This is a genomic window from Nonlabens xylanidelens (genome assembly GCF_002934445.1).
Lineage (GTDB): Bacteria > Bacteroidota > Bacteroidia > Flavobacteriales > Flavobacteriaceae > Nonlabens > Nonlabens xylanidelens.
This window is the reverse complement of sequence record NZ_PTJE01000002.1, coordinates 45,365-58,728: the sequence shown is the minus strand read 5'-3', so window position 1 is coordinate 58,728 and position 13,364 is coordinate 45,365. Positions and strand designations below refer to the sequence as shown.

Annotated in this window: 9 protein-coding genes; 5 read left to right on the top strand and 4 right to left on the bottom strand. The window is 34.6% G+C overall.

The genetic code is table 11. From position 1 onward, the window contains the following. Nucleotides 1–6 precede the first annotated feature (6 nt). Nucleotides 7–735 (top strand): head GIN domain-containing protein, encoded by a 729-nt coding sequence (locus LY01_RS05310; protein ID WP_104514796.1) that lies wholly within the window; start codon nucleotides 7–9, stop codon nucleotides 733–735. An 83-nt stretch (nucleotides 736–818) separates the two neighbouring features. Here the strand turns inward: LY01_RS05310 and katG are convergent, their stop codons facing one another. From katG to ytxJ, 4 genes are all read right to left on the bottom strand, one after another. Further along, nucleotides 819–3,056, bottom strand: a complete 2,238-nt coding sequence (gene katG / locus LY01_RS05305; protein ID WP_104514795.1) for a catalase/peroxidase HPI — start codon at nucleotides 3,054–3,056, stop codon at nucleotides 819–821. A gap of 132 nt (nucleotides 3,057–3,188) precedes the next feature. After that, nucleotides 3,189–4,538: an MFS transporter gene (locus LY01_RS05300; RefSeq protein ID WP_104514794.1), complete on the bottom strand. Its 1,350-nt coding sequence runs from the start codon at nucleotides 4,536–4,538 to the stop codon at nucleotides 3,189–3,191. Between the two features lie 77 nt (nucleotides 4,539–4,615). Further along, on the bottom strand, nucleotides 4,616–5,443 hold the full coding sequence (locus LY01_RS05295) for a M48 family metallopeptidase (RefSeq protein ID WP_104514793.1): 828 nt from the start codon (nucleotides 5,441–5,443) through the stop codon (nucleotides 4,616–4,618). A gap of 4 nt (nucleotides 5,444–5,447) precedes the next feature. Next, nucleotides 5,448–5,855, bottom strand: coding sequence for a bacillithiol system redox-active protein YtxJ (gene ytxJ, locus LY01_RS05290; RefSeq protein WP_104514792.1), 408 nt, complete (start codon nucleotides 5,853–5,855; stop codon nucleotides 5,448–5,450). Nucleotides 5,856–6,087: 232 nt separating this feature from the next. Here ytxJ and clpB point away from each other — a divergent pair, with 232 nt between their 5' ends. The 4 genes from clpB to LY01_RS05270 all read left to right on the top strand — a co-directional run bounded on the left by clpB (nucleotide 6,088) and on the right by LY01_RS05270 (nucleotide 13,336). Continuing rightward, the gene (gene clpB / locus LY01_RS05285) at nucleotides 6,088–8,694 is read left to right on the top strand and encodes an ATP-dependent chaperone ClpB (RefSeq protein WP_104514791.1); all 2,607 of its coding nucleotides are present in this window, start codon (nucleotides 6,088–6,090) and stop codon (nucleotides 8,692–8,694) included. A 646-nt stretch (nucleotides 8,695–9,340) separates the two neighbouring features. Further along, nucleotides 9,341–11,119 carry an AMP-dependent synthetase/ligase gene (locus LY01_RS05280; protein ID WP_104515191.1) on the top strand — a complete coding sequence of 593 codons (1,779 nt, stop codon included), beginning with the start codon at nucleotides 9,341–9,343 and terminating at the stop codon, nucleotides 11,117–11,119. Between the two features lie 105 nt (nucleotides 11,120–11,224). After that, nucleotides 11,225–12,568 carry an exonuclease domain-containing protein gene (locus tag LY01_RS05275; RefSeq protein WP_104514790.1) on the top strand — a complete coding sequence of 448 codons (1,344 nt, stop codon included), beginning with the start codon at nucleotides 11,225–11,227 and terminating at the stop codon, nucleotides 12,566–12,568. Nucleotides 12,569–12,625: 57 nt separating this feature from the next. Further along, nucleotides 12,626–13,336: an SAM-dependent methyltransferase gene (locus tag LY01_RS05270; protein ID WP_104514789.1), complete on the top strand. Its 711-nt coding sequence runs from the start codon at nucleotides 12,626–12,628 to the stop codon at nucleotides 13,334–13,336. Nucleotides 13,337–13,364 lie beyond the last annotated feature (28 nt).

The window sequence follows — 13,364 nt, the reverse complement described above, 5'->3', positions numbered from 1 at the left end:
AATAACATGAAACATATCATCATACTTCTAGTAGCCATTTTAGGATTTAATAGTGCAAATGCTCAATGGTGGGGAAGCAATAAACGAATTAAAGGAAACGGAGAAGTAATTACAAAAACCTTTAATACTTCTGACTATGATAAGATATCTGGTAAAAGTAGTATCGATATTATCCTTGTAGAAGGAAAAGAAGGTACCATAACCGTAGAGGCCGAATCTAATATTATGGAATATATAGAGATCGAGGTTAAAGGTAATAAACTAGAAATAGGTCTTAAAGATGGTACTAACTACAGTACACGTAAAGGCATTAATGTGACTGTAAATGTAGAGTCTATCAACGCATTAAGTATGGCTGGAAGTGGAGATATCACGAGCCATATGAATTTAAAATCTAGAAATATGGATATATCTGTTGCAGGTAGCGGTGATATCACTGCACAAGTAGAATCAGAAAATTTAGAAGTAAATATAGCTGGTAGCGGTGATGTTACATTAAAAGGCCGTGCAGAATACCTAGATGCTAATGTTGCTGGTAGCGGTGATATCGACGCATTAAATTTAAAAGCCAACAATGTAGATGCCTCTATTGCTGGTAGCGGTGACGTATCTGTTTACTGCACAGGTGGCGAACTTAAAGCGTCCATAGTAGGTTCTGGTGATTTAATGTATAAAGGCTCTACTAGCTCAGTTAAAAAAAGTGTGTTGGGTAGCGGTGATATTACAAAGATCTAATATTATAGATTAAATTATATATAATAAAAATCCCCAAATCAAATTAATGATTTGGGGATTTTGTTTTATCCAAATACTGATGTTTATTTTACATCAAAACGATCTGCATTCATTACTTTATTCCATGCTTTTACAAAGTCATGAACCATTTTTGTTTTACTATCACTACTTGCATAAACCTCTGCAATAGCTCTTAACTCTGTGTTAGAACCGAAGATAAGATCTACACGAGTACCAGTCCATTTTAAATCACCGGTCTTGCGATTGCGACCTTCAAATAATAAATCTGAAGATGACTTAGACTTCCATGTCGTACTAAGATCTAACACATTGACAAAGTAATCGTTTGTTAACTGTCCAGGTGTATCGGTAAACACACCGTAGTTAGACTGATCATAATTAGCATCCATTGCTCTTAATCCACCTATTAAAACAGTCATTTCTGGAACAGATAGTCCTAACAAACTAGCTTTGTCCACTAATAAATCTTCACCAGCATTTTTTTGCGAGCTGTTGATGTAGTTTCTAAAACCATCTGCACGAGGTTCTAAATAAGTGAAAGATTCTACATCTGTTTGTTCTTGTGTAGCGTCTCCTCTACCAGCTGTAAATGGTACAGTGATATCGTGCCCAGCGTCTTTTGCAGCTTTTTCTACACCTGCGTTACCTGCAAGTACGATAAGGTCTGCCATGGAAACTTGTTTGTTTCCAGTTTGAGATGCATTAAATGCTTCTTGAATATCAGCTAGAACATCAAGTACTTTTCTTAATCTTACTGGATTGTTTGATTCCCACTGATTTTGTGGTGATAATCTTATACGACCACCATTTGCTCCACCACGTTTATCACTATCTCTATAAGTAGATGCACTAGCCCATGCTGTTGCAACCATCTCGTTAACCGATAGTCCAGAACTAAGAATTTGATCTTTTAAGGATGAAAGATCTTCTTCATTTACTAATTCATGATTTACAGCAGGAATAGGATCTTGCCATAATTCTTCTTTTTCTGGTACATGATCACCTAAATATCTAGAAGATGGTCCCATATCTCTGTGAGTTAATTTAAACCACGCTTTTGCAAAAGCATCTTCAAATTCTTCTGGATTATCTCTAAAGTGCTTAGAAATTCTCAAGTATTCTGGATCAGTCTTAAGAGCAATATCTGCTGTAGACATCATAAGATCCTGACGTTTTGAAGCGTCACCAGCCATAGGAGCCTGGTCTGCATTAGAAGCAGCAGTAGGTTTCCACTGGTGAGCACCTGCAGGACTTTTAGTTAATTCCCAATCGTAATCTAATAATACTCTGAAGTAATCGTGATCCCACTTATCTGGGTTAGGTGTCCATGCTCCTTCTAGACCACTAGTAATGGTATCATCTCCATGACCAGTACCATAAGAACTGTTCCATCCCGTACTCATTTCTTCAATCTTAGCACCAGCAGGTTCTGCTCCAGTGTATTTTTCTGGATCTGCTGCACCGTGTGCTTTTCCAAATGTATGACCACCTGCAACAAGTGCTACAGTTTCATAATCATTCATTGCCATACGGCCAAAAGTTTCTCTTATATCATGTGCGCTACCTACCGCATCAGGATTCCCATTAGGTCCTTCTGGATTCACATAGATCAATCCCATGTGAGAGGCTCCTAATAATCCTTCTAACTCACCATCTTCATATCTCTCTTCATTACCTAACCATGTAGTCTCACTACCCCAATAAACATCTTGTTCTGGTTCAAATGCATCTACACGACCACCTGCAAAACCTAATTTCTTTAATCCCATAGATTCCATAGCAACATTACCTGCAAGGATCATAAGGTCTGCCCATGAGATACTTTTACCGTATTTCTGTTTAAGTGGCCATAATAATAATCTTGCTTTATCTAGGTTACCGTTATCTGGCCAGCTATTTAAAGGAGCAAAACGTTGATTACCTATACTTGCGCCACCACGACCATCACCTACTCTATAAGTACCAGCACTGTGCCATGCCATTCTAACGAATAATCCACCGTAGTGTCCATAATCTGCAGGCCACCAGTCTTGAGAATCGGTCATTAAATGAGTTAAATCTTTTCTCAAAGCGTCTATATCGAGGCTTTTAAATGCTGCTGCATAATCAAAATCTGGATCCATAGGATCTGATTTTGTAGCGCTTTGACGCAGAACATTTAATCTTAATTGGTTAGGCCACCAATCATTATTTTTTGTTCCTTGTCCAGCAGTACTAGTTGCACCACCGCCCATAAATGGACATTTTGAAATATCTTGAGAATCGTTTATATCCCAGACTTTTGAATTATTATCACTCATAACTACCGTGTTTTATTAATTAGATGGTTCAAATATATTTTAATTCTAAAAGTGTTTATTAAGATTACAACTGTTAAAATCAAATCTACTATAAGCAAAACTTATCATGTATTATTTTATAGTAGTTTAAATCTATTGTTTAATTTTGATTTTAGGTACTCTAGCTAGTAATATGATTCCCAATATAAAGAAAACTATTAAGAATAATATAGGTTCTCTCATAGAACCGCTTAATTCACCTACTATAGCAAATATGAGCATCCCTATAACGATACCTATTTTTTCTGCGACGTCGTAAAAACTAAAATAAGAAGCCGTATCAGGATTACCATCAGGAATCATTTTTGAATACGTACTTCTAGATAAGGATTGTATAGACCCCATTACAAGACCTACAAAACCAGCCGTTATATAAAACTGTAAAGGTGATACCACAAAATAACCATAAATACAGATAACCGCCCATAAGATATTGATGACGATTAGAGTTTTGATGTTACCTAGCTTTCGCGAAAGCTTACTAGCTAACCCTGCTCCTAATATAGCCACTAACTGTATGAGAAGTATACTGATTATTAATCCCATGGTTGCCCCATCTTCTTCCCACTCTACTTCTTCTGTACCAAAATAAGTAGCGACTAGCATAACTGTTTGTACTGCCATGCTGTATATGAAAAATGCTCCTAAGTAGCGCTTCATTTGTAGGTCTTCAGAAAGATTACTCCATATCTTCTTCAGTTCTTGAAAACCATTAGTAAAAATGTTCTTTACTTGGGTACTATCCTTTTTAGTTCCTAAAGGCAAATATCTATAGGTATATTGCGCAAACCCCATCCACCATAATCCTACTAGAATAAAAGATAGTTGCACAGGATCTAAATTGAAAACATAATTTTCTAAGGAAGTTTCACACAGTAATCCGTCTTTTGGATAAAAACCACCTTCTATTAAAACAAGACATATAATAAGGAGTATAACACTACCTATATAACCCATGGAAAAACCTTTGGCACTTATAGAATCTTGCTGTTCTGGAAAAGCGATGTCTGGTAAGTAAGAATTATAAAATACTAGACTACCCCAAAAACCTATCAAGGCAAGCATATAAACCAGTAAACTGAGCCACAAATAATCAAAACTGAATAGTGATAGACCGATACAACTCAATGCACCTAGATAACAAAAGAATTGAAGAAAACGTTTTTTCTTACCAGAGTAGTCGGCTATTCCAGATAAAATGGGTGATATAATACTAACTATTAAAAAAGCAATAGCTGTAGTAACTATTATTATAGACTCATTATTAACGTCCTTGAGTATTTCTGGGACTTTTCCTTCTTCATATGCTTTCATACTTATATAAGCATAGAATATAGGGAAGATAGCACTATTGATTACTAGAGAGTAAACTGAGTTAGCCCAATCATAGAATGCCCATGCATTCAATAATTTTTTAGAGCCTCGAGGTAAAATTTGTTTCATAAAAAAAGGGTTCTATTAAGAACCCTTTAAAAGTATGATTATTAAATTAACTATACATTATGTATAGATTAAACTTATTATTTAAATGAAGTTACACCATATTTTGCTGCCTCTGCTTTTGCAAGTGGAGCAAGTTCTCTAAGGTTAGCAATACGACTATCGTTAGATGGATGTGTACTTAATATTTGAGGAGTAGACTGTCCTCCACTATTTGCTTTCATACGTTCCCATAAAAGAGCACCTTCATCTGGGTTATAACCAGCCATCGCAGCTAGATACAGTCCTATTTTATCTGCCTCTGTCTCATGAGATCTAGAAAATGGTAACATACCACCCACTTGAGATCCTACACCATAAGCTTGATTAATTAAATTCTGAGTTCCCGACTCTAGACCTGCGGCTTGTGATCCAACAGCTACTCCAGTACCTATGATGGATTGCCATTGAGCAGCACTCATACGTTGTCCACCATGGTTAGCTAGTGCGTGTGCTACTTCATGCCCCATAACTATAGCAACACCTGTTTCATCTTGACAGATAGGTAAAATACCTGTGTAAAAAACTATTTTTCCACCTGGCATAGCCCATGCATTTACTGCAGGATCATTAACCAAATTATATTCCCATTCATAACCATCTAAATACTCAGGATGACCTATTGCATTTAACCATCTTTGGGCAGCAGTTTTAATTTTACTACCTACGGTTGCGATCATTTTAGAATCTGATGTACCTGTAATTACCTTATTTTCATCAAGGAATTCATCATATTGAGAAAATGCCATCGGGAAAAGACGATCATTTCCTATAGGCTTTAATGTCTTTTTACCAGTGAATACATTTGTAGCACAAGAAGAAAGGAACAATGTCGCAGTGAGTGCTAAAATAATGGTAGTCTTTTTCATATTTCTAATTTTTACTACTTACAATTTGTTGAACTTTTTTAATATCAATACCATGGTGAGATTCCGTATGCACCACTTCTTTATTAAAAATAATAATTACTTGCGGTGATTGATGTACCACATTTAATTTTTGAGCTACGGCGTTGCTTACATCTCTATACGATAATAGGTCTAGCAAGTAATAAGTCACATTGTCATCGTTACTTTCATACCCTTTTTGAAACTGGTTAAAAACCATTCTAGAAATACCACATCTTGTGCTGTGCTTAAAGATTACTTTGGGTTTGATACTAGAATTTTTGATAATATTATCCAACTGATCAATGGATTCTAATGTATCCCATTGAATACCATCCATCTCTTCTTTTGCTATATCTCGCTGTGATTTAAACAGCTTGTCCATAAATCCCATATGCTATTGATTTTATCGCTTTCGCGAAAGCGGAATAAAGACCTGCTCTACTCCTTATTATAATCTAAGATACAAAGATAGGTTATAGCGTCATAAAATCTCACAATGCTTTTATAAACACGTCATAATGTCTGTTAAAATGTAATATAAATCTGTCTAAATGTCAATTTATGAAAAAGGTATAAGAATTGACTACTACCCAACATAACATAATACATCTAAAACAATATATATGAATCCAAATAAATTAACTATAAAATCCCAAGAGGCTTTGCAGCAAGCACAGCAACTTGTACAAGAGTACGGACAACAACAAATTGAGAACGTACATTTATTACTTGCGATAACTATGGTAGACGAGAATGTCTTGCCGTTTTTATTCAAAAAACTGAATGTGAATTTAGACCTAATTATACAACTACTTAAAAGTCAAATTACGTCGTTACCTAAAGTAGAAGGTGGAGAGCTCCAACTATCTAGAGAAACGAATCGTGTTTTAAATGCATCTATGACGCTCGCTACTAAAATGGGCGACGATTATGTAAGTATAGAACACTTATTGATCTCCATGTTTGACGGTAAATCAAAAACTGCACAGATTCTTAAAGATCAAGGTATTTCTAAAAAGAATCTAGAAATGGCAATTGAAGAATTAAGAAATGGTAATAAAGTAGATTCTCAAAGTGCCGAAGAAACGTACAACAGCCTTAATAAGTATGCAAAAAACTTAAATCAGCTAGCAGATCAAGGCAAACTAGATCCTGTTATAGGACGTGATGAAGAAATACGTCGCATTCTTCAAATATTATCTAGACGTACAAAAAACAACCCTATGCTAGTAGGAGAACCTGGAGTAGGTAAAACCGCAATAGCCGAAGGTCTCGCTCACCGTATAGTGGCTGGTGACGTACCAGACAACCTTAAGGATAAACAAATATTTTCTCTAGATATGGGAGCACTTATAGCTGGTGCAAAATATAAAGGAGAATTTGAAGAACGTTTAAAAGCGGTAATTAAAGAAGTAACTAGCAGTGCTGGAAATGTCGTATTATTTATAGACGAAATTCATACCCTAGTAGGTGCTGGTGGCGGTGAAGGTGCTATGGATGCTGCTAACATTTTAAAACCTGCCCTAGCTCGTGGTGAGTTGCGTGCAATAGGTGCCACTACACTAGATGAATATCAAAAATATTTTGAAAAGGATAAAGCTTTAGAAAGACGTTTTCAAAAAGTAGTGGTAGATGAGCCTGATACAGAAAGTGCTATTTCTATACTGCGAGGTATTAAAGATAAGTATGAAACGCACCACAAAGTTCAAATAAAAGACGAGGCTATAATAGGTGCTGTAGAATTATCACAACGTTATATTACTAATAGATTCTTGCCAGATAAGGCTATTGATTTAATGGACGAGGCTGCAGCAAAACTGCGTATGGAAATTAACTCTAAGCCAGAAGAACTGGATGTACTCGATCGTAAAATCATGCAACTAGAGATAGAAATCGAGGCTATTAAAAGAGAAAATGACGAAGCAAAATTAAAGAACTTACGATCTGAGGTGGCAAACCTTAAAGAATCTCGTAACGAACTTAATGCGCAATGGGAGAATGAAAAAAGTGTCGTTGATAATATTCAGAATGCAAAAACGGACATAGAAAACTTTAAACTAGAGGCCGACCGTGCAGAGCGTGATGGTGACTACGGTAAAGTGGCAGAGTTGAGATATGGTAAAATCAAACAAGCTCAAGAAGAATTAGACCGATTACAAGCTGCAATGGAAGCAAATGACAATTCTAATAACCTCATACAAGAAGAGGTTACTTATGAAGATATTGCTGAAGTAATAGCCAAGTGGACTGGTATTCCTGTAACTAAAATGTTACAAAGTGATAGAGAGAAACTTCTCAAGCTAGAAGAAGAACTTCATGAACGTGTAGTAGGACAAAGTGAGGCTATACAAGCGGTAAGTGACGCTGTAAGAAGAAGTCGCGCTGGTCTACAAGATCAGAAAAAACCGGTAGGGTCCTTTTTATTTTTAGGTACTACAGGAGTAGGAAAAACAGAACTAGCCAAAGCACTTGCAGAGTATTTATTTAACGATGAGAATTCTATGACTCGTATCGATATGAGTGAATATCAAGAAAGACATAGTGTGAGCCGTCTAGTAGGTGCACCTCCAGGATATGTAGGTTATGACGAGGGTGGACAACTTACTGAAGCGGTAAGAAGAAAACCTTATAGCGTGGTATTACTAGATGAAATAGAAAAAGCACATCCTGATACCTTTAATATATTACTACAAGTTCTAGATGAAGGAAGATTAACTGATAATAAAGGACGTGTTGCAGATTTTAAAAACACGATTATTATCATGACATCTAACATGGGTGCTGATATTATCCAACAAAAATTTGAGAATTTTAATGGAGAAATAGAAAGCTTAATAGATTCTACAAAAAACGAGGTACTCGCTGTTCTTAAACAACGTGTACGTCCAGAGTTTATAAACCGTATCGATGATATTGTCATGTTTACACCTTTAAATAAGGAAGAAATAAAGGAAATTGTAGGCTTACAATTTAAAGGCGTTAGCAAACTTCTTGCACAACAAGGAATTATAATTGATGCCACAGATCAAGCGATCGAACTGCTAGCTAAAAAAGGTTATGATCCACAGTATGGTGCAAGACCAGTAAAACGCGTCATCCAAAAAGAAGTGCTTAATGAACTTTCTAAGGAGATTTTATCTGGAAAAATAGCTTCAGACAGTATCGTTTTGGTAGATGCTTTTGAGAAGGAATTGGTCTTCAGGAATCAAACAGATTCTGTAGAAGTTTAAAATTCGATAGTGCATTTTATAATAATGGCCACCTATTCTTAAATGAAAGATTTAGGTGGTTTTTTTTATAGAGATATTAATTAAAAAAGTCAATTTTTAAGCCAGGAAAACTATTCTTAACATAATAAATTTGTCGCCTGTAGTGAGAAATGAACCAGGTAATATGGTTAATTAATGTTATTATTGAGTGATTCAAATTAATTTTTTTAATCTATCGTACCATGCTTCTTTCATAGATAGTTCATCATAAAATATTTGTTGTTCATCGGTATTTTTAGGAAAAAATTCTATAATTAAAATTAATTTTATTAAATAATCAGCTACCTATTTAATATCAAATAGTACATTGAAAATTATCACCTTCATTATTGTTAATCAAGGTATTAAAAATCACTATTTACCTTCTACAGCTTATTAAAACTATAGATTAGAGGAATAATTTAAAAATATTTTAAGCATACAACTTATGTCTAGACCATATTATTAATTGAGACTACAAACATGTGGAAAATTCACAAACTCACTAAAAAGACTAGCCCTAAGAGCCTATAATTACATTAATCGTGATAATTTATTTGTTTTTTTATCATTTTAATAAGCAGCCTATTTCTTATATTTAAGCCGTATAAAAATCTAAATGGACAACATGCAATATAAAAGACTTTTCGATTTCCCCCATTATCAACTAGAATTATATCCACGTGAAGATTCTCTAGTTTCTAAAGTTAATGGTGTATGGGTTAAAACTTCAACGGCATCTTTTGTCGAGCAAGCTAACTCGATTTCAAGAGGTTTATTAAGGTTAGGAATACAAAAGAATGATAAAATTGCACTTATTTCTACTACAAATAGAACCGAGTGGAATATTATGGATATAGGTATTATGCAAACAGGTGCGCAAGACGTACCAGTGTATCCTACTATTTCAGAAACAGATTATGCTTATGTCTTAAATCATAGTGAATCAAAATACGTATTTGTTTCTGATAAAGAAGTTTATGATAAAGTCATGAACATTAAAAATGAAGTTGCTTCTTTAATAGAAGTATATTCATTTGACGACATCCCTGGTTGTAAAAGTTGGGAAGAAATAAAAGAATTAGGTAAAGATGACAGCAATCAGTCAGAGCTGGAAGAAATAATGGCTACTATTAAGATAGAAGATCTAGCTACCTTAATATATACATCTGGTACAACTGGACGTCCTAAAGGTGTTATGTTATCTCATGAGAACATTGCTAGTAATGCGATGCACAGTTCTAGTCGTTTACCTATAGAAATCGGAATTTCAAAATCTTTGAGCTTCCTACCGGTTTGTCATATATATGAACGCATGTTACAATATATGTATATCTATACCGGTACAGGAATCTATTTTGCAGAATCTATTGATAAGATATCTGATAATCTTAAAGAAGTAAAACCAGAAGTAATGAGTGCTGTACCTCGATTATTAGAAAAGGTATATGACAAGATTATCGCAAAGGGTACGGATTTAACAGGGATTAAAAAGAAATTGTTCTTTTGGGCTGTAGATTTAGGTCTAGAATGGGAACCTTACGGAGCAAATGGATGGTGGTATGAACGTAAATTAGGTCTTGCAAAAAAATTAATCTTCTCAAAATGGAAAGAAGCACTAGGTGGTAACCTACTAGCCATAGCTAGTGGTAGTGCTGCTTTGCAACCTAGACTAGCAAGAGTATTTAATGCTGCTGGCGTGCCAGTTATGGAAGGATATGGATTAACAGAAACCAGTCCTGTAATATCAGTAAACGATTTACGTAATGGAGGTTTTAAAATAGGGACCGTAGGTAAAATGCTGCCTAATACCGATGTTAAAATTGCCGAAGATGGTGAGATAATCATCAACGGACCACAGCGCATGCTAGGTTATTATAAGGACGATGAGAAAACTAAAGAAGCTATTGATGATGATGGTTATTTCCGTACTGGTGATATAGGAGAAATAGACGCTGAAGGATTCCTTAAAATAACAGACCGTAAAAAAGAGATGTTTAAAACATCTGGTGGTAAATATGTCGCACCACAGGTTATAGAAAATACCATGAAACAAAGCCGTTTTATAGAACAAATTATGGTAATAGGTGAAGGTGAAAAAATGCCTGCGGCCTTTATACAGCCTAATTTTGATTTCCTTAAAGACTGGGCAAAGCGCAAAAACATTTCATTTACAAGCATAGAAGATCTTTGTAAAAATGAACAAGTAATTGCTAGATTTCAAAGAGAAATAGAGCACCATAATAAACAATTTGGTAAGTGGGAACGCGTTAAAACCTTTGAACTAACTCCAGAAGAATGGACTATCGAGGCAGAGCACCTTACCCCTACTTTAAAATTAAAACGTAGAAATATTAAAGCACGCTATCAAGATCTTTACACAAAAATCTACGGCTCTAAGATTTAATAAATCTTATTATAAAAAAAGTAAAAGCCATGTTTGTTACATGGCTTTTTTTATTAGCTTACACACTCAAATAACTAGATAATTCTATCTTTTAAAACAGAATATTTGTACGCAATAGTAGATGTAGAAACCACTGGAGGAAAATATAATGAAGAAGGCATTACAGAAGTAGCCATCTATAAATTTGATGGTCATGAAATTATTGATCAATTTGCTAGTCTAGTTAATCCAGAAAAAGAAATACAACCTTTTGTAGTAAAATTAACTGGTATCAATAATGCCATGTTAAAACGTGCGCCTAAGTTTTATGAAGTTGCAAAAAGAATCATAGAAATTACAGAAGGTACTACCCTAGTTGCACATAATGCAGGATTTGATCACCGCATGCTCAGGTTAGAATTTGATAGATTAGGTTATGAATTTGAACGCCCTACACTTTGCACTGTAGAGTTGGCACAAAGCCTATTGCCAGACCAGGATAGTTATAACTTAGGTAAGCTAACCAGATCATTAGGTATACCATTAACAGATAGACACCGTGCTACTGGTGATGCACTAGCAACAGTAAAACTGTTCAAGTTGTTATTACAAAAGGATATTAATAAAGAAATTATTTCAAAAAGCTTAAAACATTTTAAGCCTTTAAAAATAGAACCTAACCTTAAAGCAATAGTAGACCAATTACCAGCAGCTACAGGTGTATTCTATGTGTATGATGTAAACGGTACTATAATATTTATCAGCAAGAGCAAAAACATAAAAAAGCGCGTCACTCAACTATTTACTGGTTCTAATAAAAAATCAAAAGAGATTCAAAAAAAGGTTGCCGAAATTACTTTTGAAAAAACCGGTAGCGAGATGATCTCTATCTTAAAAGAACATATTGAGATAAGAAAACACACGCCTGCACTCAATGGAAGAATTAAAAGAAATAACTTTTCTCACGGTCTTTATATATATTACGATACAAATCAAACACCTCGTTTTTTTGTAAAATCAGTTGTTAAAGATCCTAATCACATCATCACCTTTTCTTCTTCTAGATCTGGTTATAGTTTTTTAGAAAAATTAGAAAAAAAATACGGTACATCAGTAAAATTTAGAAAATTACCACACAATGATGCTAGTCTAAGCATTCATCAAAATACTGCAGTTACAGAGTCCCTAGACCTACTTAATGAAACAGTAAATGAAATTATCACAACCTATAGTCTTAAAGCTACCAATAAAATATTAGTTGATAAAGGTCGTGAAGCTAGTGAGCGCAGTGTCATACTGATAGAAAATGGTAGAGTCACTGGTTATGCGTTTGTAAACTTAAGAATACAAATGACGGACATTAAAATGTTAAAAAGTCTCTTGACTCCTATAGAAGATCATGGCCAGGTTTTACATCTTGTAGCTAGTTACATACGCCATAAAAAGATATATCAAATTATAGATTTATAATAGTTACGCTTTCGCGAAAGCGAGATCCACAACAATAACACAATACAATTAAAAGCCATGCAAGCAAAAGGAAGATTGTTTCTTATCCCAGTAACATTAGGCGACATAAGCCCTCTAGAGGTACTACCATTATCAGTAAAAAAAGTAGTTGAAATGGTGGATGATTATATAGTTGAAAATGAAAAAACGGCAAGAAGATTTATAAAAAGTATACATCCAGCAAAGGCGCAACCTACTTTGAGTTTTTCTACTATCAACAAGTTTACGGAATCTAGCGAGTTACCAGCATTCTTACAACCCTGTCTAGAAGGTAAAGATATGGGGTTAATGAGTGAAGCTGGTGTACCTGGAATTGCAGACCCAGGTGCAGACGTGATTGCAATAGCTCATGAAAAAGGGATAAGAGTACAACCCCTTGTAGGCCCTAGTTCCATACTTATGGCTATGATGTCTAGTGGTCTAAATGGTCAAAATTTTGCCTTTAACGGTTACTTACCTATTGATAAGCAAGAAAGACGTAAAAAATTAAAAGATTTAGAAAATTTTTCTATTAAAAATAATCAATCGCAATCTTTTATAGAAACTCCTTATCGCAATAATAAAATGATTGAAGAACTTTTAGTCTCTTTAAATAGTAGGACTAAAATATGCATAGCATGTGATATAAGTTTACCTACAGAGTTCATTAAGACATTAACTGTAGATTTATGGAAAAAACAAATTCCAGATCTACATAAGAGACCGGCCATCTATATAATACAAGGATAGGAAAATTACTTTTCCTTTAAAAATTTAA